A 23269-nucleotide genomic window follows, 5' to 3' on the forward strand; every position below is an offset into this window, starting at 1 on the left:
CGCGTCATTCGCCGCCGTCGGCCGCCGCGTCGCCGCGCGCGGGAATCCGCAGATTGCGCAGCTTGTGATAGAGCGTCTTCTTCGGCATGCCGAGCGCGACGCTGGCGTCCGAAACGTTGCCGTGGTGACGCTGCAGCATGTCCTCGATCAGCATCCGTTCGAAATACGCGAGCTGTTCCGCGAGCGTGCCGCCCACGGCTGGTGCGTCGCCCGACGACAGCAGGCTGTCGCCGGTCAGCCCGAGCACGAAGCGGTCGGCCACGTTCTGCAGTTCGCGCACGTTGCCGGGCCACGCGTGCGTCATCAGTTCGGACACCTGCGCAGCCGTGACGACCGGCGCCGGCTGCCCGAAGCGCCGCGCGGCCGCGAGCACGAAATGCTCGAACAGCAGCGGCACGTCCTCGCGCCGCTCGCGCAGCGGCGGCAGTTCGATCTGCGCGACGTTGAGGCGATACAGCAGGTCCGCGCGAAAGCGCCCGTCGGCCGCGAGTTCCGCGAGATCGGCTTTCGATGCGGCGACCACGCGGCAATCGACCGGAATCAATTCGTTCGCGCCGAGCCGTTCGACCACGCGCTCCTGCAGCACGCGCAGCATCTTGATCTGCAACTGAATCGGCATCGTCTCGATCTCGTCGAGGAACAGCGTGCCGCCCTGCGCCCATTCGATCTTGCCGATGCGCTTCTTGATCGCGCCGGTAAACGCGCCGGCCTCGTGGCCGAACAGTTCGCTCTCGAAGATCTGCTCGGGCAGGCCGCCGCAGTTCAGCGCGACGAAATGCGCGTCGCGCCGGCCGCCGAAGTCGTGCAGGCTGCGCGCGATCAGTTCCTTGCCGGTGCCGGTTTCGCCGGTGATCAGCACCGATACCGACGTATCGGCGAGGCGCAGGATCTTCTTGCGCACGTCGGCCATCGCGGGCGACTTGCCGAGCACGAACGCCTCGATGCCCTGCCAGTTGTTGAGCGCCGCGCGCAGCCCCTGCACCTCGAGCGTCAGGCGGCGCTTCTCGACCGCGCGCGCGACGCGGCCGGCGATCACGTCGGACGAGAACGGCTTCTCGATGAAGTCGTACGCGCCGACCTGCATCGCGCCGACGGCCGTCGAGATATCCGCGTGGCCGCTGATCAGCACGACCGGGATCTGCGCATCGACGGCCATCACGCGGTCGAGCAACTGCAGCCCGTCGATGCCCGGCATCCGCACGTCCGACACGATCACCACCGGCGCGCCGGGCGCGACGTGCGCGAGCGCGTCGGCGGCCGACGCGAACGCGTCGACCGGGAACCCGGCGAGCGCGACGGCCTGCTCGACGCCGATCCGGACGTTTTCATCGTCCTCGACGACCAGCACCCGAATCTCATCTTCCATGCTCTGTCCTTTGCAGCGTCGCCGCCGCGAATTCGATACTGAACTGCGCGCCGCCTTCGTCGCGGTTCGTCGCGGCGATCTTCGCGCCGAACGCCTCGACGATGCGCGACGTGATCGCGAGGCCGAGCCCGAGGCCCTGGCCGCGCGGCTTGGTCGTGACGAACGGCTCGAACAGGTGCGGCAGCACCTCGGGCGCGATGCCGGCGCCGCTGTCGGCGATCGTGAAGCGCACGCGGCCGGCTTCGTCCGGCCCGGCCGCTTCGATGACGATGCGGCGCACGGGCGCGTCGTGCACCGCGTCGAGCGCGTTGCCGAGCAGGTTCACGATCACCTGCTGCAACTGGCTCGATTCGGCCGACACCGCCGTGCCGGGCGCGATGTTCACGTCGAGCCGCACGCCTTCGTCGCGGATCCGCGCGTCGTAGATGAGCCGCGCATGCGCGACGGCCTCGTTCAGCGACACCGCGACGCGCTCGACATCGGGCTTGCGCGCGAAGGTTTTCAACTCGCCGGTGAGCACCGCCATGCTGTCGACGAGCTTGCCGATCCGTTCGAGATTGGCATACGCCGGCGCCGGCTGGCCGCGCTCGAAGAACGTGCGTGCGTTGTCGCACAGCGTGCGGATCGCGACGAGCGGCTGGTTCAGCTCGTGCGTGAGGCCGGCGGCCATCTGCCCGAGCACCGCGAGCTTGCCCGCGTGCACGACTTCCTGCTGCGAATCGCGCAGCCGCTGCTCGGTGCGCTCGCGCTCGACGATCTCGCGCTGCATCTGCTCGTTCGTGGCCGTCAGCGCAGCCGTGCGCTGCGCGACGGTCAGTTCGAGCCGGTCGTTCGCGCGGCGCAGCGCGTCCTGCGCGTTCAGCCTGGCGACGATCGCGCGGCGGCGCTGGATCGCGTAGCCGGCCAGCAGCGCGGCGATCAGGAACGCGCCCGTGACGAACACGAACGCCGTCTGCTGCTGGCGCCGCGCGCCCGCGATGTCGAGCAGCACTATCAGCGAATCGCCGGCCTGCGGTGCCGGCCGCGACATCACCAGATAGCGTGTGTTGTGGCCGGCGCGGCGCGGATCGGGGAACGTGCCGAACCACGCGGCCGTGCTGCGGTCGCCGATGCGGCGGTACGGCAGCGCGTCGACGGTGCGGCCCGCGTATTGGCGCGACGCCTGGATGTCGCGCTGCTGCTGCGCGGTGATCGGACGCAGCGCGGTGAATTTCCATGCGGGTTCGGTCGAGATCACGACCACGCCGTTGCGGTCGACGACCATCGCGGCGACGCCCGGCGCGCGCCATGCCGATTCGAGCGAATCGACGCTGATCTTCACGGCGGCGACGCCGATCGGCACGCCGCCGTCGCGCACCGCGCTGGCGAAGTAGACGCCCGGCACGCCGGTGTTGGTGCCGATGCCGAAGAAGCGGCCGCTGCCGCGCGCGAGCGCGTCCTTGAAGTACGGCCGGTACGACACGTTGGTGCCGACGAAGCTGAGCGTCTCGTTCCAGTTGCTGGCGGCGATCACCTCGCCTTGCAGGTCGATCACGTCGACCGCGCCGCTGCCCGCGTCGCGGTTCACGGCTTCGAGGTACGTGTTCACCGTGTGCACGAGGTCGGGCGCGTCGTGCGGCGCGGCCTTCAGCATCGCGCGCACGCCGTCCTGCCGCGCGACCAGCCCGGGCAGGATCTCGAAGCGGCCGAGCTCGCTCTTCAGGCTCGACGCATACAGGTCGAGCCGGTGCGCGCCGGTTTCCTCGAGCGCGTCGATCGCGCGTTCCCACGCGAAATCGACGGCCGCGCCCGCCACGCCGACATACAGCACGGCGGCCGACGCCCAACCCCACCACGGGATTCCCTTGAAACTCTTCTGCACGTTCGCCCTCATCGAAGCCCGTTATCGGCGTGAACAGGCCCAGGCCGGCCAACCGGTCGTCCGCAACCGGCCGTCCGCAACCGGCCGTCCGCAACCGGCCGTCCGCAACCGGCCGTCCGGAACGACGCGCGCCGCGCGCCGGCAAGGCCGGCGGCGGCGCGTGCGAAGCGGCCTGCGCGACGATGCGCGCGGCGGCGCATCATCCGAAGTGCGCGACCAGGATCAACGTCACCGTGACGACGATCGCGCCGCCGATGCGCGTCGCGATCTGCGCGAACGGCATCAGCTGCATCCGGTTCGCGGCGGTCAGGATCGCGACGTCGCCGGTGCCGCCTTGCCCGCTATGGCAGGCGTTCACGATTGCGGTGTCGATAGGGTACATCTTCATCAGGCGGCCGACCACGAAACCGGTGCCCATCAGCGTCGCGACGGTCGACACGATCGTCACGACGTTGACGATCGTGAACGCGGCGGTCAGCTTGTCCCACGGCGTCATCGCGACGCCGATCGCGAACAGCAGCGGATACGTGACGGCGGTCGAGAAGAACTTGTAGACGACGAACGCGCCTTCCTGCAGCGGCGGCGACACCGCGCGCGCGAGCTTCACGAGCACCGCGAGGAACAGCATCGCGACCGGTGCGGGCAGGCCGAACAGCTTGAACGCCATCAGGCCGACGAGGTACAGCGTGATCGCCGTGATGCCGGCGCCCGCGATGTGCGTGACGTCGACGTGGCCGCGGATCTCTTCGCTTTCCGGCGTCATGTCGCCGGTTTCGCCGACCTGCAGGCGGCCGTTGCCGGTCAGGTGCGGCAGGCGCTTGCCGAGCATGTCGAGCGCGCCCGACAGGATGATCGCGGTCAGGCTGCCGAGCATCACCGGCGGCAGCACCATCGCGAACATTTCGCCCTGCGGCAGGTGCATCAGTTCCGAATAGCCGATCGACAGCGGAATCGCGCCTTCGCCGACGCCGCCGGCCATGATCGGCACGACGATGTACAGCAGCGTGTGGCGCGCGCCGAGGCCGAGCGCGGTGCCCACTGCCGTGCCGACGATCGCGGCCGCGACCGAACCGATGGCCAGCGGGATGAAGATCTTCAGGAAGCCCTGGATCAGCACGCGGCGGTCCATGCTCAGGATGCTGCCGACGATGATCGACGCGATGAACAGGTACAGGAAGTTGGTCGACTTCGTGAACTCGACCGTCAGGTTCAGCACCGGCTTCGGCAGCAGGTGGTAGTACGTGAGCGCCGACGGCACGAAGGTCGCGAAGATCGCGGCCGCGCCGATGTTGCGCAGCAGCGGCAGGCGCTTGCCGAGTTCCGCGCACGTGAAGCCGAAGAACGCGAGCACGGCAATCGCCATCGAGATCTCGCCGGGCACCTTGCCCGTCACCGCGAAACCGATGATCAGCGCGAGCAGGATGAAGTAGATGGGCAGCGGAATGATGCCGATGCGGATTTCCATCAGCTTCCACCAGCCTTCCGGCCAGAAGCGTGCGCGCGTGGCGGGGCCGGCTTCGGCAATCGGCTCGGGATGGGACGGGGTAGGGATTGAGGTCTGCAAGACGTGTCTCCTGATGTTGGAATGCCTGCTTTGCTTCGCGGCATCGTGTGCCGACTATTACGCAACCTCCGTGCCAAGGCGCCAACCTGTCGGCTTGTTTGTAGATCATTGATTCATAAGGGATTTATATCGTCAACGGAAAGAATGGCGCGAAGGCCGTTCCGAGATTTCGGAATTCGCGCGGCGGGCAGGCCGAGATTTCGGCCGGATGGTCGGCCACGCGCCCGGCCGGGCACCCGGCCGCGCCCCGATCGCCCGCCATATCGCCGCGCGCGATTTTCTTCGCACAATCGCTTCGTAGACCGCCCCCCCGCCGCTCTCTATCATCGGCTGATCCTTTTCCGATGCGACGACGACTGTCCGGAGAACGCCCGCGCGTTCGCCGCGGCGTCGCTCATCCGTCGATACCGTCTTTGGACAGGAGAGTGGTTTCCATGCTGCATGCCGTTATTTCCGCCCGCTTTTCCTCCGGCCGCTTCGCGCGGCCGGCCCGCCTGCTGGCGGCCGCGCTGCTCGCCGGGTTGTTCGGCGTCGGGCTGCTGAGCGGCGCGCGCGCCGATACGGCGCCGCTGAAGGTCGGCATCTCGACCAGCCCGCAGATCGAGGCGCTGAAGATCGCCGCGAAGGAGGCGAAGGCGCAGGGGCTCGACGTGAAGATCGTCGAGTTCACCGACTGGAATACGCCGAACGCGGCGCTCGCGAACAAGGACATCGACGTCAACTACTTCCAGCACATCCCGTTTCTCGAGAACGCGAACAAACAGGGCGGCTACAACTTCGTGTCGATCGCGCCCGGCACGATCATGAAGATCGGCCTCTATTCGAAGAAGGTGAAAAACTTTGTCGAGCTGAAGGACGGCGCGCGCGTCGCGATCGCGAACGATCCGGTGAACGGCGGGCGCGGGCTGTTGCTGCTGCAGCGCGCGGGCCTGATTACGCTGAAGCCGGGCGCCGACTATCGCGCGACGACGCACGACATCGTGTCCAACCCGAAGCACCTGAAGATCATTCCGCTCGAAGCGTCGCAGCTCGCGCGTTCGCTCGACGACGTCGATCTCGCGCAGGGCTATCCGAGCTTCATCAAGCTCGCCGGCACGACCGACCCGAACAGCGCGCTGCTGTTCGACGGCACCGAGAACAAGATCTTTGCGATCCAGTGGGTCGTGCGGCCCGACAGCGTGAACGATCCGCGCATCCGCAAGTTCATCGCGATCTACCAGCACTCGCCGGCCGTGCGCAAGGCGCTCGACAACGCGTTCGGCTCGCTGTACGCGATCGCGTGGTGACGGAGGCGCACATGACGACGGCGAACCGGAAGAAGATCCTGCTCAACGCGTTCAACATGAACTGCGTCGGGCACATCAATCACGGGTTGTGGACGCATCCGCGCGACCGCTCCGCGCACTACACCGATCTCGACTACTGGGCCGATCTCGCGAAGACGCTCGAACGCGGCAAGTTCGACGGGATCTTTCTCGCGGACATCGTCGGCGTGTACGACGTGTTCGGCGGCGGCCCCGACGCCGCGCTGCGCGAATCGGTGCAGGTGCCCGTCAACGATCCGCTGCTGCTCGTGCCCGCGATGGCGCAGGTCACGAAGCATCTCGGCTTCGGCGTGACCGCGAACCTGACCTACGAGCCGCCTTACCTGTTCGCGCGCCGCATGTCGACTCTCGATCACCTGACGAAAGGGCGCGTGGGCTGGAACATCGTCACCGGTTATCTCGACAGCGCCGCGCGCGGGATGGGCCTCGCGCAGCAGATCGGCCACGACGACCGCTACGAGCGCGCGGACGACTACATGGACGTCGTCTACAAGCTGTGGGAACAGAGCTGGGACGACGACGCGGTGATCCGCGATGCACAGGCGCGCGTGTTCGCGCAGCCGGGCAAGGTGCGGCGCGTGAAGCACGACGGGCCGTTCTATTCGGTCGACGCGATCCACCTGAGCGAGCCGTCGCTGCAGCGCACGCCGGTGCTGTACCAGGCCGGTTCGTCGGCGCGCGGCGTCGAGTTCGCGGGCCGGCACGCGGAATGCGTGTTCGTGAACGGGCAGAGCAAGGCCGCCGCGCGCGCGGCGGCGCTCGACATCCGCGCGGCTGCCGCGCGGCAGGGGCGCGATCCGGCGTCGATCCGGATCTTCGCGGGCGTGAGCGTCGTGACGGCCGAGACCGAGCGGCTCGCACGCGAGAAATTCGACGAATACCGGCGCTACGCGAGCCCGGAAGCCGGCCTCGCGCATTTCGCGAGCTCGACCGGCATCGACTTCGCGAAGTACGGCCTCGACGAACCGATCTCGTACGTGAAGACCGATTCGATCCAGTCGGCCGTCGACGCGATCTCGCGCAAGAGCACGACCGGCACGTGGACCGTGCGCCGGATGCTCGAACAGATGTCGCTCGGCGGTCGTTATGCGCCGATCGTCGGTTCGCCGTCGCAGGTCGCGGACGAGCTGCAGTCGTGGATCGACGAGACGGGCATCGACGGTTTCAACCTGACACGCACCGTGATGCCCGAATCGTTCGAGGATTTCGTCGACTGGGTCGTGCCCGAGCTGCAGAACCGCGGCGTCTACAAGGAAGACTACGATCCCGCGCCGACGCTGCGCGAGAAACTGTTCGGCGCGGGTGCGCGCCTGCCTGCGTGGCACACCGGCGCGCAGCATCGGCCGGCCGCCGTGCCCGAACCCGCGCATCCCGCGCATGCCTGAACGTGACGGAGCGAAGCGATGACGCAATTGTTCGATACGCTGGGTTTCATCGACGCATCGGCCGCGCGCGCCGGCGCCGCTGCGACGGTGCATGAAGTGGCGGCCGCGCCGACCGACGGTGTGGCCGTGTCGCTGGAGCACGTCGGCAAGGTGTTCGCGACGCCGCGCGGCCAGGCCGCCGCGCTGCGCGACGTGACGCTCGACGTGCGGCGTGGCGAGGTGTTCGGGATCATCGGTCGCAGCGGCGCCGGGAAGTCGACGCTGCTGCGGCTCGTGAACGGGCTCGAACGGCCGAGTTCGGGCCGCGTGCGCGTGCAGGGCGTCGACGTCGGCGCGCTCGACGAGGACGGGCTCGTCGCACTGCGCCGCCGCACCGGCATGGTGTTCCAGCATTTCAACCTGCTGTCCGCGAAGACGGTGTTCGAGAACGTCGCGCTGCCGCTGAAGATCGCCGGCGTACCGAAGGCCGAGCGTGTGCGCAAGGTCGACGCGCTGCTCGAACTCGTGGGGCTGACCGCGAAGCGCGACGCATATCCGGCGAGCCTGTCGGGCGGGCAGAAGCAGCGCGTCGGCATTGCCCGCGCGCTCGTGCACGATCCCGAAGTGCTGCTGTGCGACGAGGCGACGTCGGCGCTCGATCCCGAGACGACGCAGTCGATCCTCGCGCTGCTCGCCGACATCAACCGCCGCCTCGGCCTGACGATCGTGCTGATCACGCATGAGATGGAAGTGATCCGCGCGGTGTGCGACACGGTCGCGGTGATCGAACAGGGCGAAGTCGTCGAAACGGGCCCCGTGTGGCGCGTGTTCGGCGATCCGCGCCACGGCGCGACGCGCGCGCTGCTCAGCACACTGGTGCACGACCTGCCGGCCGAACTGGCCGCGCGCGTGCAGCCGTTGCCCGAGCAGGCCGCGTTGCCGCACGGCGCGCAGGTCGTGCTCGACGTTCGTTATACGGGCGAAAGCGGCGGCGAGCCGGACGTCGGCGCGCTCGCGGCGGCGCTCGGCGGCTCCGTGCGTTTCCTGCACGGCGGGATCGAGCGCATCCAGGGGCATGCGCAGGGGCGGCTCGTGATCGCGGCCGCGCCCGGCACGGACGATGCGGGCGCACAGTCTGCACGCGGCGCGGTCGCCGCGCTGCTCGAGCGTGCGCGCCGCCACGCGAATCACGCGGAGGTGCTCGGCTATGTTTGAGCTCTGGTGGCCCGAACTGCTCGACGCGATCCGCGACACGCTGTCGATGGTCGCCGCGTCGGCCGCGATCGCGGCGCTGATCGGCATCCCGCTCGCGGTGATCCTCGTGACGACCGCACCCGGCGGCATCTACGCGCGGCGCGGCGTGAACGCGGTGCTCGGCGCGCTCGTCAACGTGTTCCGCTCGACGCCGTTCATCATCCTGCTCGTCGCGCTGCTGCCGTTCACGCGCGTGCTGATCGGCACGACGATCGGCGTATGGGCGGCCGTCGTGCCGCTGTCGATCGCCGCGATCCCGTTCTTCGCGCGGATCGCCGAAGTGAGCCTGCGCGAAGTCGATCGCGGGCTGATCGAGGCCGCGCTCGCGATGGGCGCGAAGCGTCGCCACATCGTGTGGCACGTGCTGCTGCCGGAGGCGCTGCCCGGCATGCTCGGCGGCTTCACGATCACCGTCGTCGCGCTGATCGGCTCGACCGCGATGGCGGGCGCCGTCGGCGCGGGCGGGCTCGGCGATCTCGCGATCCGCTACGGCTATCAGCGCTTCGATACCACGGTGATGGTGACCGTGATCGTGATCCTGATCGCACTCGTTTCGGCCGTGCAAATCACGGGCGACCGCCTGGTCCGACGCGTGACCCGGCGTACCTGAGCGACGCCACGAGCGTCCGCTCGCTTCATTCATGATCCTGAGAGAACCCTACCCATGACCTTGCCCATCGGCGCGCCGCGCGAATGGAACGGACAATTCGAGGAAGCGCTGTTTCTCGACGTGGCGCGACGCCATCGTCCCGGCTTTCCCGACAAACTCGCCACGCCGCCGCGCGAGCCGCGCAACGCGGACGAACTGGCCGCCGTCGCCGACTACTACACGAAGATGGCGTCGCACGACCTGTTCATCGTGCAGGTCGTCGCGAAGGCGATCGACACGCTGTTCCGCGACGATCCGCATTTCCAGCTGATCCTGTCGCGCCAGCTCGGCGACGACGGCGCGCACGCGGTGATCGGCCGCGTGCGCGTGACCGAACTGACGGGGCGCGATCCGCTGCCGGAAGTCGACCGGCTCGTCGCCGCGCACTGGGCGCGCATCGGCGATATCGCGGTGCGCGATGTCGCGGGTTTTCTCGCGTTCGAATGGCATTACGAGCTGCACATCCTCGCGAAGCTGTGGATCCAGCGCAAGACCGGCCGTATCGGCGACGGCGCGATGCGCGAGCACGGCGAGAACCGGATCCGGCCGGACGAGGAGTGGCATCGCGTGCAAATCGTCCAGTGGTGGTTCGACAAGCTCGCCGAGCTGCCGGCGGCGGAACGCGAAGCGCTGATCGATCGCGTGATCGCTGCAGACGAGGAAACGCAGGCGCGGCTCGACGGTTATCTGCACGACGAGTACGCGCATACCGCGCACGTGTTCGGCGCGGATATCGACGAATACCGCGCTATCTACGACGACTGGCGGCGCGAGATCCTGTCGCGGTTGACCGGCAGGCGCGAACTCGGGAAACTCGTGCCGTTGTCGGAAGCCGTCTCGACCCAGGAACAGGAAGCCGTCGCATGAACGATCCACGCGGCCCGGCGACGCTCGCCGCGGCAACGGATGTGTCAGCAATCGATCCGGACGCACTGGCACGCGTTATCGACGCGCTGCGCGCAACTGCCGCCGCGCGTGACCGCGCGGGCGGTCACGCGGCGCAGGAGAAGCAGTGGCTCGCCGATGCGGGCCTGCTGACGCTTGCGGTGCCGCGCGCGTTCGGCGGGCAGGAAGCCGCGTGGCCCGCGATCTACGACGCGATCCGGCAGATCGCGCGGGTCGACAGCGCGCTCGCGCATCTCGTTGGGTTTCAATGCCTGCAGGTGGTGAGCGTCGACGTGTGGGGCAGCGCCGCGCAGCGCGAACGCTATCTGCGCGGCACCGTCGAGCAGCGCTGGTGGTGGGGCAATGCGGTCAATCCGCTCGACACGCGGCTCGTTGCCACCGCGACGCCGGATGGCGGCTACCGGCTCGACGGCGTGAAGGGCTTCTGTTCGGGCACGCGCGGCTCGCAGCGGATGACGGTGTCCGCGCACGATCCGGAAACCGGCCGCACCGTGTTCGGCGTGGTGCCGACCGATCGTCCGGGGATCGCGGTCAACGACGACTGGGATCCGATCGGCCAGCGCCAGACCGACAGCGGCAGCGTGCGTTTCGACGGCGTGACGCTCGCGCCGGACGAGGTGCTGCACCGTTCCGAAGCGCCGCCGACGCCGCGCGCGACGCTGCGCACGCTCGTGTCGCAGCTCGTGCTGACGAACCTGTTCGTCGGGCTCGCGGAAGGCGCGCTGGTTGAGGCGCGCGATTATGTGCTGACGCACGGCCGCCCGTGGATTCATTCGGACGCCGCGCAGGCGAGCGACGATCCGTACACATTGCAGCGCTTCGGCGACATGCGCGTGCGGGCCGTTGCCGCGGCGGCGCTGGCCGATCGTGCGGCCGGCGCGTTGCAGCACGCGTGGGCGCGGCATGATGCGTTGACGGCGGATGAGCGCGCCGAGGTGGCGCTAGCGGTATCGGACGCAAAGATCGTCGCGCAGCGCGCGGCGCTCGACAACGGCGAGGCGTTGTTCGATGCATGCGGCGCGCGCGCGACGGCCGCGTCGCTCGGCCTCGACCGCTTCTGGCGGAATGCGCGCACGCATACGCTGCACGATCCGCTCGACTACCGGCTGCGCGATGTCGGCCGGTTCGCGCTGACGGGAGAATTGCCGCCGGCGTCGCTCTATACGTAAGCAACGCGCTGGCGTTGCATACGACGCGCGATTCCCGCTCCGGTAATCCCCTTCAGGAGATCTCCCATGTTGCCGTATCCTGGCTGCCGTTCATCGCCCCGTCCCTTCTGATCATCGTCACGCCGGGCCAGGACATTGTTCTCGTGATGTCGCGCACGCTGTCAGGCGGCACGCGCGCGGGCCTCGTGACCGCGGCGGGCGTCAGCGTCGGGCTGCTCGTGCACATGATGCTCGCGACGCTCGGGCTGGGCGCGCTTCTTCAGGCATCCGAATGGCTGTTCACCGCGCCGAGGGTGATCGGCGCGCTGTATCTGTTGTACCTCGGCATCACGTTGCTGCGGTCATCCGGCGAGTTGACGCTCGCGAGCAGCCGCGGTGCGCCAGAATCGCGGCTGCGTACGTTTGCGCAAGGCGCGCTGTCCAACGTGTCGAATCCGAAGGTTGCGCTCTTCTATCTGGCGTTCCTGCCGCAGTTCGTGGCCGCGGGCGCCGCGCATCCGATGCTGTCGCTGTTCGTGCTGGGTGCGACATTTGCCGGCCTGACGTTTCTCGTCAAGGGGCCGGTCGCGCTGTTCGCCGGCCTGCTGTCGGCGTCGATTCGCCGCAATCCGCGCATCCTGACCCGCATGCATCGCGTCAGCGGTGTGGTCCTGCTGGCGCTGCGCGCGAAGCTGGCGTTCGAGCGCCGCTGACGGCGGTTATTGCGCCGCCAACGCGTCCGCCAGCGCCCGCATCGCGTCCACCGTTTCCGGATTCGCCGGAAAGAACGCCTCGATCGCGAGTTCTGAAAGCGTCACGTCGACCGGCGTGCCGAACACCGTCGTCGTACTGAAGAACGTCAGCTCGCCGGCCGCGGTGTGCAGCCGCAGCGGCACGGCGATATCCGCGAAGTCGGTGCGCGCGTGCGTGTCGTCGGGCTGGCCGGCCGGCGCCGGATACGCGGCGAGTTCGTCGCGCAGCGCATGCAGCGTGCGGTCGCCGCTTGCATCGATCTGCCGCTGCAGCCGATGCAGGATGTGCGCGCGCCATTCATGCCAGTTGACGATCTGCGACGCGAGGCCGTCCGGATGCAGGCTCAGCCGCAGCACGTTGACGGGCGGCTGCAACAGCGACGGATCGGCCTGCGCGACCAGCGCGCCGAGCATCCGGTTCGCGGCGAGCAGTGTCCAGTGGCGGTCGACCGCGAGCGCCGGGTAGGGCTCGTGGCCGCGCAGCACGGCTTCGACTGCATGGCGTGCGGCATCGAGCTGCGGATCCGAGAACGGCCGCTCGCGAAAGAGCGGCGCAAAGCCGGCCGCCACCAGCAGCGCATTGCGTTCGCGCAGCGGCACGTCGAGCCGCTCCGCGAGATGCAGCACCATCTCGCGGCTCGGCTGCGCACGGCCCGATTCGACGAAACTCAGGTGGCGCGCGGACACTTCCGCATCGAGCGCGAGCGCCATCTGGCTCAGGCGCCGGCGCTGGCGCCACGTGCGCAGCAGCGGGCCGATGCCGGCGGCGCGGCCGGCGGACGGGGAGGGCGAATGGAGGGCGGCGGTCGGGTTCATGCAGCAGATGATAGGCAATCCCGCGCGCGTTGGGCATTACCTGCGACGTAAGCATCGCGCAGCTCCCCGGGCGCGTCCCGGCGCTGCGTTACCATAGCCCCCGTGCCAACTGAGAGGCGACGCCGGACCCGCGACGACAACGCATGGGCCGGGTCGTGCACATTCACAACAAGGCATTCCAGGGGAATCCAACAATGAAAAAACTTGCCGTCCGGCTCGCCTGCGTGGCGACGCTCGCACTTGCCGCGACCAGCGGCCATGCGCAGACCGAAGCTGCGCAGGTGGAAATGAGGGCCGCCGCCGCGGCCGCCAACGAGGCCGTCGTGAAGGGGCCGACCGACATCGACGTGAAACACGAAGCCGTGCTGAAGCTGAAGGCCGGCGAGTCGTTCGTGCCGGCGGCCGAAGCCGGCCGCTACCTGCGTTCGATGGGCAACTCGATCGACGAATCGAAGCTGGTCGGCCTCGTGCTGCCCGACGATCCGGACGCCGACTGGATCTCGGTCGTGTCGTTCGAGCCGAGCGGCTACATCCGCGACGACGACGCGAAGGACTGGAAGCCCGACGACCTGCTGAAAAGCCTGCAGGCCGGCACCGAGGAAAACAACCCGGCGCGCAAGGAGCGCGGCCTGCCCGAAACCGAGGTGGTCGGCTGGGCAAAAGCGCCCGCGTACGACGCGGCCACGCACCGGCTCGTGTGGTCGGCGATCATCCGTGACAAGGGCGCGGCGCCGAACGCCCAGAACGACGGCGTGAACTACCGGACGCTCGTGCTCGGCCGCGACGGCTACCTGTCGCTGACGATGGCGTCGACGCTGGCCGATCTGCCGAAGTACAAGGCGTCGGCCGACGACCTGCTGTCGAACATCAGCTTCAGCGACGGCAAGCGCTACGCCGATTTCAACAAGTCGACCGACCACGTCGCCGAGTACGGCCTCGCGGCGCTGATCGTCGGCGTCGGCGCGAAGAAGCTCGGCCTGCTCGCGCTGATCGGCGCGTTTGCGGTGAAGTTCTTCAAGATCGGCGCGGTCGCGCTGCTGGCCGGCGGCGCGGCGCTGAAGCGCTTCTTCGGGCGCAAGCCGAAGGCGGCCGCGGTGCCGGCCGTCGCCGACGCGTCCGACGTATCCGGCCCGGAGCGCAAGGAATGACGAAGCTGCTGCTGCTGATCTTCGGCGGCCTCAAGCTCGGCAAGGTGCTCGTTTCGGCGGGCACCATGCTGGCGTCGATCGCGGTCTACGCGCTGTTCTACGGCTGGCGGTTCGCGGCCGGTTTCGTCGCGCTGCTGCTGGTGCACGAAGCCGGCCACTACCTGGCCGCGCAGCGGCGCGGGCTCGACGTCGGGCTGCCGACGTTCATCCCGTTCGTCGGCGCATGGATCCAGCTGAAGGAGATGCCGCACGACGCGGAAACCGAAGCGTATGTCGGGCTCGCCGGGCCGTTCGTCGGCACGCTCGGCGCGCTGGCCTGCTACGCGGCCGCGCGCCACTACGACAGCAACCTGCTGCTCGCGCTGTCGTATACGGGCTTCTTCCTGAACCTGTTCAACATGATTCCGCTGTCGCCGTTCGACGGCGGGCGGATCACCGCGGTGCTGTCGCCGCGCATCTGGTTCGCGGGCGTGCCGGTGCTGATCGCGCTGTTCGTGTATCGCCCGAGCCCGCTGCTGATCGTGATGGCGATCCTCGCGCTGCCGCAGTTGAAGCGCGCGTGGCGCTACGATCCCGACTCGCCGGAGAACCGCGTGTACTACGCGACGTCGATCGAGACGAAGACGACGTACGCGCTTTGCTACGTCGGCCTGCTCGCGTTCCTCGCGCTGATGACGTCCGGCGTGCACGACATGCTGCGCGTCGTGCATTCCGCGACCTGACGCAAAAACGGCGGCTGCATTTGCGCGGCCGCCGTCGTCTTCCTTCCCTTCATCAGAAGCTCAAGCGTCGCGATGACGCAGCTCGACGCGCTTGATGTCCTTCACGATCACGAGATAGCTGAACACGGTGACGAGCGCGTTCAGCCCGACGAACACGAGCGCGCCGTTGAACGAGCCGCTTGCGCCGACGAGGTAGCCGATCGCGATCGGCGCGACGATGCCTGCCGTGTTGCCGAACATGTTGAACAGGCTGCCCGACAGGCCGATCGCTTCCTTCGGCGCCGTATCCGCGACCACGGCCCAGCCGAGCGAGCCGATCCCCTTGCCGAAGAACGACACCGCCATCAGTACGATCACGAGCGCTTCGCTGTCGACGTAATTGCAGCCGATGATGACCATCGACAGCGCCATCCCGCAGACGATCGGAATCTTGCGCGCGAGCGTCAGCGACACGCCGCGGCGGATCAGCCCGTCCGACAGCATCCCGCCGAGCACGCCGCCGAGGAACCCGCAGATCGCGGGCAGCGACGTCATGAAGCCGGCCTTCAGCAGCGACATTCCGCGCGCCTGCACGAGGTAGATCGGGAACCACGTGAGGAAGAAGTACGTGAGCACGTTCACGCAGTACTGGCCGAGATAGACGCCGATCAGCATCCGGTTCGACAGAAGCTGACGCACGTAGTACCAGCCGGCGACGCGGCTGCCTTCGGACGCGGCGCCGGTGCCGCGTGACTTCGACCTCACGAGGCCGCCGCCCTGCTCGATATGGTCGAGTTCCGCGCGGTTCACGGCCGGATGGTCGGCCGGATCCTTCATGACGCGCAACCACAGGAACGCGAGCGCGATGCCCGCGAGGCCGAGCCACAGGTACACCTGGTGCCAGCCGTACGCATGCGTGAGCCACGCCATCAGCGGCGAGAACACGACGGCCGCGAAATACTGCGCGGCGTTGAAGATCGCCGACGCGGTGCCGCGCTCGGCGGTCGGGAACCAGCTCGCGACGACCTTCGCGTTGGCGGGGAACGCGGGCGCTTCGGCGATGCCGACCGCAAAGCGCATCGCGAACAGCGCGGCGACCGCGAACGCGGCGCTGCCGCCGAGGCCGATCGTGCTCTGCAGCAGCGTGAACGCCGACCACAGGAAGATGCTCGCCGCATACACGCGCCGCGCGCCGAAGCGGTCGAGCAGCCAGCCGCTCGGCAGTTGCGCGAGCACGTACGCCCAGCTGAACGCCGAGAAGATGTAGCCCATCGTCACCGGATCGATGCCGAACGCCTGGCGGATCGGCGTGCCGGTGATCGACAGCGTTGCGCGGTCCGCGTAGTTGAGCGTCGTGACGACGAACAGCATCGCCAGGATCCAGTAGCGCACGGCGGTCCGGCGCGCGGTGCGCGCGAGGTCGATCGGAAGATCGCGAGGGGAGGTTTGATTGGGCACTTTAATGTACGTCATCGTATGACATGGGCGGAAGTTTATGAGGGTTGATCGCGCTCAGAAACCTCGGGTTTTCCCTTTGAAGCGCGACGTAAAGTGGTCAAAATTTGGGCATAGGCTGAATCAGTAAGGGATTCACGCATAGTGTGGCAAGATCGACGACCAGCATGAATCGCGAAATCACGTCGGCAGACATCGTATCTGTTGAGCTACAATGAACCCATCATTCCCGAACCACGGAGCACACCCCATGCAACTGACAGGAGAGATGCTGATCGGCGCCGAAGCGGTGACCGGCTCGGCCGGTAACTTGCTCGCGTTCGACCCGACGAAGGGCGCGCCGATCGATGCGCCGGCGTTCGGCGTCGCGACGCAGGCCGACGTCGACCGCGCGTGCGAACTCGCGCGCGACGCGTTCGATGCGTACCGCGCGCAGCCGCTCGCGGCCCGCGCGGCGTTTCTCGACGCGATCGCGGATGAAATCGTCGCGCTCGGCGATGCGCTGATCGAGCGTGCGCACGCCGAAACGGGCCTGCCCGTCGCGCGGCTGCAGGGCGAGCGCGGCCGCACCGTCGGCCAGCTCCGGTTGTTCGCGCGCGTCGTGCGCGACGGGCGCTTCCTCGCCGCGTCGATCGATCCCGCGCAGCCTGCGCGCACGCCGCTGCCGCGCGCGGACCTGCGGCTGCAGAAGGTCGGGCTCGGGCCCGTCGTCGTGTTCGGCGCGAGCAACTTCCCGCTCGCGTTCTCGGTGGCCGGCGGCGATACGGCGTCGGCGCTCGCGGCCGGCTGCCCGGTCATCGTGAAGGCGCACGAGGCCCACCTCGGCACGTCCGAGCTGGTCGGTCGCGCAATCCGCGCCGCTGTCGCGAAATGCGGGATGCCGGCCGGCGTGTTCTCGCTGCTGATCGGCCCCGGCCGCGTGACGGGTGCCGCGCTCGTCAGCCATCCGGCGATCCAGGCCGTCGGCTTCACGGGTTCGCGGCAGGGCGGCATGGCGCTCGTGCAGCTTGCGAATGCGCGCCCGCAGCCGATTCCCGTTTACGCGGAAATGAGCAGCATCAACCCGGTCGTGCTGTTCCCGGCCGCGCTCGCCGCGCGCGGCGACGCGATCGCGACGGGCTTCGTCGATTCGCTGACGCTCGGCGTCGGCCAGTTCTGTACGAATCCCGGCCTCGTGCTCGCGATCGACGGCCCCGACCTCGACCGCTTCGAAGCCGTCGCCGCGCAGGCGCTCGCGAAGAAGCCGGCCGGCGTGATGCTCACGCGCGGCATCGCCGATGCGTATCGCAACGGCCGCGGCAAGCTGGCCGAACTGCCGGGCGTGCGCGAAATCGGCGCGGGCGAGGCCGCGCAGACCGAATGCCAGGCGGGCGGCGCGCTGTACGAAGTCGGCGCGCAGGCGTTCCTGGCCGAGCCGGCGTTCAGCCACGAGGTGTTCGGGCCGGCGTCGCTGATCGTGCGCTGCCGCGATCTCGACGAAGTCGCGCGCGTGCTCGACGCGCTCGAAGGCCAGTTGACGGCCACGCTGCAAATGGACGCCGACGACAAGCCGCTCGCACGCCGGCTGCTGCCGATCCTCGAACGCAAGGCCGGGCGCCTGCTCGTCAACGGTTATCCGACCGGCGTCGAGGTGTGCGATGCGATGGTGCACGGCGGGCCGTTCCCCGCGACGTCGAACCCGGCCGTCACGTCGGTCGGTGCGACGGCGATCGAGCGCTTCCTGCGGCCCGTGTGCTACCAGGACTTCCCGGACGACCTGCTGCCCGACGGGCTGCAGGAACGCAATCCGCTCGCGATTCCGCGCCTGCGGGACGGGAAGGCGGAGTGACGGGCCGGATCGACTGAGGGCGCGATCCCCGGCGGCCGGTGCGCAGGGGCGGGAAAACAGAAAGGCGGAAGTGGCCGGTGGGCCGCTTCCGCCTTTTTGCATGGCGGGCGTTCGTGCCGCCGATCTCGTCGGTCAGTGGGCGGGGTGAGCGGCGAGTTGCAGGCGGTCGGCTGCGGCCAGCAGGCGCCGGTCGCGTGTCCACAGCTTGCTGCCGCTGGTCAGTCGAACCGAAGCGAGCAGGTGTGCGTCGACGTAACCGATGCCGAGCCCGTGAAGCGGCACGACGTCGATCATGCGTTGAACTTCGTCGTCGGTTGCGGATGTGGCAGCGGGGAGGTCGCGCAGCGCGTCCAGTACGGTCTGGCGATCGCGCAGGCTGCCGAGCGAAAGCTCGCCGACGACGAACGGATGGATCAATACCCGCTCGGCTTCCAGCAGCAGGTGAGCGTTGCATCGCCGGCTCGCAGGTGATCGATCCAGACGGAGGTGTCGACAAGAATCATGCTCGCTCCGATGGGCGGCGCGGGACGGATTCGAGGTCGGGTTCGGTGCCGCCGAGACGAGCCAGCCGTCGTGCGCTTTCGCGGACAATCAGCGCGCGCAGTGCTTCTCTGACCAGCGCCGACTTTTCGGTGATGCCAGTCAACTGCTGCGCTCTGGCGAGCAGGGCGTCGTCCAGGGACAAGGTGGTGCGCATGATCGGCTTTCGAAAGATGAGTGCATCAACTATGTCACCAATTGATGTCGATGGTGATGCCTTGCGCTGACCGGGAGATGGCCCGGCGCCGTGTCGGGGCAGCATGATGAGTCAGGCGGTCGGCGTGGCGGCGCTGGAAACGCAAGGCTGCCGTCGATCTTGCCGTCTTCCGCGTCCCCCGAATTTCTCCTACAGTAGCGAAGCCCCGGACCATGCGGTCCGCGGGCGAGCCTGAGAGACCGACAAAAGACAACGAGGGAACCCTCCAATGAACATCAACAAGCGTGGCGATCACCTGTTCGCGGCCGGATTGTGGAAAGCGATCGGCGACGTCGCGAAATCCGTGCGCACCCAGATCGGCCAATACAGCGAAGGGCGCGTGCTCGCGAATGCGCTGCTGGAATTCCAGCGCGACCTGGGCGGCAGCGAGTTCGACGTGACGATCAACCAGGGGCGGCTCGTCACGGGCGCCGACGCGCATTCGCTCGTGTTCGGGCAGGCCGTTCGACGTTTCCGGCAGGACATGGAAGCGCTGGTGTTCGCGCTCCAATACCGGCGCAGCATCGACGAACGCGACCAGGGCCTGCGCGCCGAAGCGCTGACGCAGGCGAACAGCCAGCTCGCGACCGCGAAGCAGTCGGCGACGATCACGGTGGGCCGGTTCTTCGATGCGGTCGTCGACCGCGACGTGCTCGGACAGATTCTCGACGGCGAGTCGAAGGCGCGTGCGGGCGCGCAGGACCAGATCGACGCGACGCGGGTCAAGCTGGGGAACGTGCGCTACCGGATCGTCGGGATCATCGCGCAGATGTGACGGGGAGGGCCGGCCCGCGAAGCGGGCGGCGTCGGGCGGAGCGGCGGAGTGCTGCGGTGGAGGCGTGCACGCATCGTGGCGGATGCGTGCGCAGGTGCCGATCCAAACGGCCGCGACAGGGTCAAACCGGCGCGCGACGCAACAACAGCCGGCCGCGGCGCCGATAACGGCGCCACGCCGGCCACACCCGCCCTTACTGCGGGCCCATCTTCTTGATCAGCACATCGAGCTCCGCGGCTTCGGCCTCGGTGAGGTCGACGAGCGGCGCGCGCACGGGGCCCGCGTCGTGGCCGACGAGCTTCGCACCCGCCTTCACGATGCTGACCGCATAACCCGCGCGGCGATTGCGGATCTTCAGGTACGGCAGGAAGAAATCGTCGATCAGGCGGCCGACCGTCGCGTGGTCGTCCTTCGCGATCGCTTCGTAGAAATCCATCGCCGTCTTCGGGATGAAGTTGAACACGGCCGACGAGTACACCGGCACGCCGAGCGCCTTGTATGCGGCGGCATAGACTTCGGCCGTCGGCAGGCCGCCGAGGTAGGCGAACCGGTCGCCGAGGCGGCGGCGGATCGTGACCATGCTCTCGATCTCGCCCACGCCGTCCTTGAAGCCGATCAGGTTCGGGCAACGGTCGGCGAGGCGCTCGAGCATGTCGGCGTTCAGCTTCGAATTCGCGCGGTTGTACACCACGACGCCGATCTTCAGCGCGCGGCACACCTGCTCGACGTGGTCGGCGATCCCTTCCTGGCTCGCTTCGGTCAGGTAGTGCGGCATCAGCAGCACGCCGCTCGCGCCGAGGCGCTCGGCTTCCTGCGCATATTCGATCGCGACGCGCGTCGCGCCGCCCGCGCCGGCGAGGATCGGCACCTTGCCCTTGCAGGTTTCCGTCGCGACGCGGATCACGTCCGAGTACTCGCGCTGCGTGAGCGAGAAGAATTCACCGGTGCCGCCGGCCGCGAACAGCGCGCTCGCGCCATACGGCGCCAGCCATTCGAGGCGCTCGGCATAGGTGGTCGGGCGGAAGTTGCCGTCGGCGTCGAAGTCGGTCAGCGGAAACGACAGCAGGCCGTGGGAGATGATCTGTTTGAGTTCTTGCGGTGAAGTCATGGTTGGGGTCGTCCGTCTAGCGCGAGTGCTGGGTTCGTCGGGAACGGCATACGAGCCACATTGGCGATGTCGTTGTATGTCATCGTACAACGAGGGGAAAGGTGGCGCAAGCGGTTTGCTGGCGGTTCGGTAGTAGGGTCTTTCCGGATAAGGGTTTACGCAGCATCGCCGGCTGGGGGTGAATGTCGTATGATGACTAACGATATGACCGGTCGCTTCCAGGAATTCCGATGACTGCTTCCCCTCTCTACATCCGCGTGCACCCGGACGACAACGTCGCGATCGTCGTCAACGACGGTGGCCTGCGCGAAGGCGCGACGTTCGCCGACGGGCTGACGCTGCGCGAAGGCGTGCCGCAGGGGCACAAGGTCGCGTTGGCCGACCTCGCGGCCGGCGACCCGATCGTCCGCTACAACGTGGTGATCGGCTATGCGCTGACCGACCTGCGGCGCGGCAGCTGGGTCAACGAACGCACGATGCGCATGCCCGAGCCGCCGGGGCTCGACGACCTGCCGCTCGCGACGCGTGCCGCGCCGCCGCTGGCGCCGCTCGAAGGCTATACGTTCGAAGGTTTCCGCAATGCCGACGGCTCGGTCGGCACGCGCAACATCCTCGCGATCACGACGACCGTGCAGTGCGTGTCGGGCGTTGTCGAACATGCAGTGAAGCGGATCAAGGCCGAGCTGCTGCCGCGCTACCCGAACGTCGACGACGTGGTCGGGCTCGAGCATACGTACGGTTGCGGTGTCGCGATCGACGCGCCCGACGCCGACATCCCGATCCGCACGCTGCGCAACATCAGCCTGAACCCGAACTTCGGCGGCGCGGTGATGACCGTGAGCCTCGGCTGCGAGAAGCTGCAGCCCGAGCGCCTGCTGCCGCCCGGCACGATTCCGGTGGCCGCCGACGGCGCGACCGACAACGGCGGCGTCGTGTGCCTGCAGGACGCCGCGCACGTCGGCTTCAACTCGATGATCGACTCGATCATGAAGATGGCCGAAGCGCATCTCGAGCGGCTGAACCGCCGCCGCCGCGAGACGTGCCCCGCGTCGGACCTCGTCGTCGGCGTGCAGTGCGGCGGCAGCGACGCGTTCTCGGGGCTCACCGCGAACCCGGCCGTCGGCTTCGCGGCCGACCTGCTCGTGCGCGCGGGCGCGACGATCATGTTCTCCGAGGTGACGGAAGTGCGCGACGGCGTCGCGCAGCTCACGTCGCGCGCGGCGAACGAAGATATTGCGCGCGAGATCATCCGCGAGATGGACTGGTACGACTGCTACCTGCAGCGCGGCCGCGTCGATCGCAGCGCGAACACGACGCCCGGTAACAAGAAGGGCGGCCTGTCGAACATCGTCGAGAAGGCGATGGGTTCGATCGTGAAATCGGGCAGCGCGCCGATAGCCGGCGTCGTGCGACCCGGCGATCGCGCGCGGCAGAAGGGGCTGCTGTATGCGGCGACGCCCGCGAGCGACTTCATCTGCGGCACGCTGCAGCTCGCGGCGGGGATGAACCTGCACGTGTTCACGACCGGTCGCGGCACGCCGTACGGTCTCGCGCAGGTGCCGGTGATCAAGGTCGCGACGCGCAGCGATCTCGCGCGACGCTGGCATGATTTGATGGATCTCGACGCGGGGCAGATCGCGACCGGCACGGCCACGATCGAGGACGTGGGCTGGGAGCTGTTCCGGCTGATGCTCGACGTCGCGAGCGGCAAGCGCCGCACGTGGGCCGAGCAATGGAAGCTCGCGAATGCGCTGACGCTGTTCAATCCGGCGCCGGTGACCTGACGCGCGCGGTGGTGACGGCAGGCCAGGCGGGCGCCCGTTTTCATTGCGCAAGATCGAATCGGCGCCGCTGCGCGTCGTCCGTCAGATCGAACGGCTGGCGTACTCGACGTGGCCGGCACGAATTCCTTACCTCGCACGTAATCGACCGCCCGCACGAGGCCGGCGACGATAGCGGCACGCGGACACGAAACGTTCGCGGCATCGTCCCCTCATCGACACAAGGAGCCTCGCCATGAACACCGCCCAAGCCGCTCACGCCGACCTGATCGACCGCTACTTCGACGCATGGAACGAACCCGACGTCGCGCGCCGCCGCGCGCTGATCGACGCAACCTACGCGAGCGACGCGGCCTATCGCGATCCGCTGATGGCCGGCGACGGCCACGCGGGCATCGACACGATGATCTCGGCCGTGCAGGCGCGCTTCCCCGCATACCGCTTTCGCCGCACGACCGACGTCGACGCGTTCGGCCAGCACCTGCGGTTCTCGTGGGCGCTCGTGTCGCCCGACGGCGCGGCGATCGTGAAGGGCTCGGACTTCGGCATCGTCGACGCGTCGGGCCGTCTCGCGTCGGTCACGGGTTTCATCGACGAAATGCCGGCTGCCATGGTGTGAGCAGCGAGCACACGTAATCAGGAGTTGCTATTGGAAGCCCGAGGGTGCACCCAAGGCGTCGATTGGGTGCAATCAAGCTAGACGACAAAACGTTGGCGATGCGCGCACGACAA

Annotated in this window: 20 protein-coding genes and 1 pseudogene; 13 read left to right on the plus strand and 8 right to left on the minus strand. The window is 68.3% G+C overall.

Features of this window, described 5'->3' with window-relative positions:
• Window positions 1-4 precede the first annotated feature (4 nt).
• From R9B84_RS36100 to R9B84_RS36110, 3 genes are all read right to left on the minus strand, one after another.
• Complete coding sequence (locus tag R9B84_RS36100) at window positions 5-1366, minus strand: sigma-54-dependent transcriptional regulator (protein WP_423762116.1); 1362 nt, start codon at window positions 1364-1366, stop codon at window positions 5-7.
• Window positions 1356-3239, minus strand: coding sequence for a sensor histidine kinase (locus R9B84_RS36105; RefSeq protein WP_423762117.1), 1884 nt, complete (start codon window positions 3237-3239; stop codon window positions 1356-1358). The genes R9B84_RS36100 and R9B84_RS36105 overlap by 11 nt, the downstream gene beginning before the upstream one ends.
• A gap of 187 nt (window positions 3240-3426) precedes the next feature.
• Complete coding sequence (locus R9B84_RS36110) at window positions 3427-4791, minus strand: 2-hydroxycarboxylate transporter family protein (protein ID WP_423762118.1); 1365 nt, start codon at window positions 4789-4791, stop codon at window positions 3427-3429.
• A gap of 434 nt (window positions 4792-5225) precedes the next feature.
• On the opposite strand from R9B84_RS36110, the gene R9B84_RS36115 reads away from it, so the two are divergent.
• From R9B84_RS36115 to R9B84_RS36145, 7 genes are read left to right on the plus strand one after another with little or no spacing between them, the layout of a single operon-like run.
• Window positions 5226-6077, plus strand: coding sequence for a MetQ/NlpA family ABC transporter substrate-binding protein (locus R9B84_RS36115; protein WP_423762119.1), 852 nt, complete (start codon window positions 5226-5228; stop codon window positions 6075-6077).
• Between the two features lie 11 nt (window positions 6078-6088).
• Window positions 6089-7501, plus strand: coding sequence for an LLM class flavin-dependent oxidoreductase (locus R9B84_RS36120; RefSeq protein ID WP_423762120.1), 1413 nt, complete (start codon window positions 6089-6091; stop codon window positions 7499-7501).
• A gap of 18 nt (window positions 7502-7519) precedes the next feature.
• Complete coding sequence (locus tag R9B84_RS36125; RefSeq protein ID WP_423762121.1) at window positions 7520-8695, plus strand: methionine ABC transporter ATP-binding protein; 1176 nt, start codon at window positions 7520-7522, stop codon at window positions 8693-8695.
• A complete protein-coding gene (locus R9B84_RS36130) occupies window positions 8688-9344 on the plus strand; it encodes a methionine ABC transporter permease (RefSeq protein WP_047902352.1) in 657 nt (218 codons plus the stop codon). The genes R9B84_RS36125 and R9B84_RS36130 overlap by 8 nt, the downstream gene beginning before the upstream one ends.
• Window positions 9345-9398: 54 nt before the next feature.
• A complete protein-coding gene (locus tag R9B84_RS36135; RefSeq protein ID WP_423762122.1) occupies window positions 9399-10250 on the plus strand; it encodes a hypothetical protein in 852 nt (283 codons plus the stop codon).
• Entirely contained in the window at window positions 10247-11458 is a 1212-nt protein-coding gene (locus R9B84_RS36140) for an acyl-CoA dehydrogenase family protein (protein ID WP_423762123.1), read from the plus strand. The genes R9B84_RS36135 and R9B84_RS36140 overlap by 4 nt, the downstream gene beginning before the upstream one ends.
• A 59-nt stretch (window positions 11459-11517) precedes the next feature.
• A complete protein-coding gene (locus R9B84_RS36145; protein ID WP_423763550.1) occupies window positions 11518-12150 on the plus strand; it encodes a LysE family translocator in 633 nt (210 codons plus the stop codon).
• Between the two features lie 6 nt (window positions 12151-12156).
• Here the strand turns inward: R9B84_RS36145 and R9B84_RS36150 are convergent, their stop codons facing one another.
• A complete protein-coding gene (locus R9B84_RS36150) occupies window positions 12157-13005 on the minus strand; it encodes a helix-turn-helix domain-containing protein (protein ID WP_423762124.1) in 849 nt (282 codons plus the stop codon).
• A gap of 194 nt (window positions 13006-13199) precedes the next feature.
• Between R9B84_RS36150 and R9B84_RS36155 the strand changes: the two genes are divergently transcribed.
• Both R9B84_RS36155 and R9B84_RS36160 read left to right on the plus strand, forming a co-directional pair.
• Window positions 13200-14153, plus strand: coding sequence for a DUF2167 domain-containing protein (locus R9B84_RS36155; protein ID WP_423762125.1), 954 nt, complete (start codon window positions 13200-13202; stop codon window positions 14151-14153).
• Window positions 14150-14875: a site-2 protease family protein gene (locus R9B84_RS36160; protein WP_423762126.1), complete on the plus strand. Its 726-nt coding sequence runs from the start codon at window positions 14150-14152 to the stop codon at window positions 14873-14875. The genes R9B84_RS36155 and R9B84_RS36160 overlap by 4 nt, the downstream gene beginning before the upstream one ends.
• Before the next feature lie 60 nt (window positions 14876-14935).
• Here R9B84_RS36160 and R9B84_RS36165 read toward each other — a convergent pair whose 3' ends face one another.
• Window positions 14936-16312 (minus strand): MFS transporter, encoded by a 1377-nt coding sequence (locus tag R9B84_RS36165; protein ID WP_423762127.1) that lies wholly within the window; start codon window positions 16310-16312, stop codon window positions 14936-14938.
• Between the two features lie 247 nt (window positions 16313-16559).
• Here R9B84_RS36165 and R9B84_RS36170 point away from each other — a divergent pair, with 247 nt between their 5' ends.
• On the plus strand, window positions 16560-18137 hold the full coding sequence (locus R9B84_RS36170) for an aldehyde dehydrogenase (NADP(+)) (RefSeq protein WP_423762128.1): 1578 nt from the start codon (window positions 16560-16562) through the stop codon (window positions 18135-18137).
• 132 nt (window positions 18138-18269) lie between these two features.
• Here the strand turns inward: R9B84_RS36170 and R9B84_RS36175 are convergent.
• A pseudogene (locus R9B84_RS36175) lies at window positions 18270-18640 on the minus strand (type II toxin-antitoxin system VapC family toxin).
• Entirely contained in the window at window positions 18637-18834 is a 198-nt protein-coding gene (locus tag R9B84_RS36180; protein ID WP_423762129.1) for a type II toxin-antitoxin system VapB family antitoxin, read from the minus strand. Before R9B84_RS36180 ends, R9B84_RS36175 begins: the two are co-directional and overlap by 4 nt.
• Window positions 18835-19102: 268 nt before the next feature.
• Between R9B84_RS36180 and R9B84_RS36185 the strand changes: the two genes are divergently transcribed.
• The gene (locus tag R9B84_RS36185; protein ID WP_423762130.1) at window positions 19103-19648 is read left to right on the plus strand and encodes a hypothetical protein; all 546 of its coding nucleotides are present in this window, start codon (window positions 19103-19105) and stop codon (window positions 19646-19648) included.
• A 193-nt stretch (window positions 19649-19841) separates the two neighbouring features.
• Here the strand turns inward: R9B84_RS36185 and kdgD are convergent, their stop codons facing one another.
• Window positions 19842-20756, minus strand: coding sequence for a 5-dehydro-4-deoxyglucarate dehydratase (gene kdgD / locus R9B84_RS36190; protein ID WP_047902363.1), 915 nt, complete (start codon window positions 20754-20756; stop codon window positions 19842-19844).
• Between the two features lie 230 nt (window positions 20757-20986).
• Here kdgD and garD point away from each other — a divergent pair, with 230 nt between their 5' ends.
• On the plus strand, window positions 20987-22540 hold the full coding sequence (gene garD, locus R9B84_RS36195) for a galactarate dehydratase (RefSeq protein WP_423762131.1): 1554 nt from the start codon (window positions 20987-20989) through the stop codon (window positions 22538-22540).
• A gap of 232 nt (window positions 22541-22772) precedes the next feature.
• The gene (locus R9B84_RS36200) at window positions 22773-23156 is read left to right on the plus strand and encodes a nuclear transport factor 2 family protein (protein ID WP_423762132.1); all 384 of its coding nucleotides are present in this window, start codon (window positions 22773-22775) and stop codon (window positions 23154-23156) included.
• Window positions 23157-23269: the final 113 nt, after the last annotated feature.

This window comes from Burkholderia sp. NLJ2 (assembly GCF_049487195.1).
Classification (GTDB): Bacteria; Pseudomonadota; Gammaproteobacteria; order Burkholderiales; family Burkholderiaceae; genus Burkholderia; species Burkholderia pyrrocinia.

Excerpts from the sequence above, each read along its gene's own strand:
- R9B84_RS36115 (WP_423762119.1), top strand. The coding sequence starts at position 5,226 with ATGCTGCATGCCGTTATTTCCGCCCGCTTTTCCTCCGGCCGCTTCGCG.
- R9B84_RS36180 (WP_423762129.1), bottom strand. The coding sequence starts at position 18,834 with ATGCGCACCACCTTGTCCCTGGACGACGCCCTGCTCGCCAGAGCGCAG.
- R9B84_RS36120 (WP_423762120.1), top strand. The coding sequence starts at position 6,089 with ATGACGACGGCGAACCGGAAGAAGATCCTGCTCAACGCGTTCAACATG.
- R9B84_RS36125 (WP_423762121.1), top strand. The coding sequence starts at position 7,520 with ATGACGCAATTGTTCGATACGCTGGGTTTCATCGACGCATCGGCCGCG.
- R9B84_RS36100 (WP_423762116.1), bottom strand. The coding sequence starts at position 1,366 with ATGGAAGATGAGATTCGGGTGCTGGTCGTCGAGGACGATGAAAACGTC.
- R9B84_RS36160 (WP_423762126.1), top strand. The coding sequence starts at position 14,150 with ATGACGAAGCTGCTGCTGCTGATCTTCGGCGGCCTCAAGCTCGGCAAG.
- R9B84_RS36185 (WP_423762130.1), top strand. The coding sequence starts at position 19,103 with ATGAACATCAACAAGCGTGGCGATCACCTGTTCGCGGCCGGATTGTGG.
- R9B84_RS36135 (WP_423762122.1), top strand. The coding sequence starts at position 9,399 with ATGACCTTGCCCATCGGCGCGCCGCGCGAATGGAACGGACAATTCGAG.
- R9B84_RS36140 (WP_423762123.1), top strand. The coding sequence starts at position 10,247 with ATGAACGATCCACGCGGCCCGGCGACGCTCGCCGCGGCAACGGATGTG.
- R9B84_RS36150 (WP_423762124.1), bottom strand. The coding sequence starts at position 13,005 with ATGAACCCGACCGCCGCCCTCCATTCGCCCTCCCCGTCCGCCGGCCGC.
- R9B84_RS36130 (WP_047902352.1), top strand. The coding sequence starts at position 8,688 with ATGTTTGAGCTCTGGTGGCCCGAACTGCTCGACGCGATCCGCGACACG.
- R9B84_RS36200 (WP_423762132.1), top strand. The coding sequence starts at position 22,773 with ATGAACACCGCCCAAGCCGCTCACGCCGACCTGATCGACCGCTACTTC.
- R9B84_RS36170 (WP_423762128.1), top strand. The coding sequence starts at position 16,560 with ATGCAACTGACAGGAGAGATGCTGATCGGCGCCGAAGCGGTGACCGGC.
- kdgD (WP_047902363.1), bottom strand. The coding sequence starts at position 20,756 with ATGACTTCACCGCAAGAACTCAAACAGATCATCTCCCACGGCCTGCTG.
- garD (WP_423762131.1), top strand. The coding sequence starts at position 20,987 with ATGACTGCTTCCCCTCTCTACATCCGCGTGCACCCGGACGACAACGTC.
- R9B84_RS36105 (WP_423762117.1), bottom strand. The coding sequence starts at position 3,239 with ATGAGGGCGAACGTGCAGAAGAGTTTCAAGGGAATCCCGTGGTGGGGT.
- R9B84_RS36155 (WP_423762125.1), top strand. The coding sequence starts at position 13,200 with ATGAAAAAACTTGCCGTCCGGCTCGCCTGCGTGGCGACGCTCGCACTT.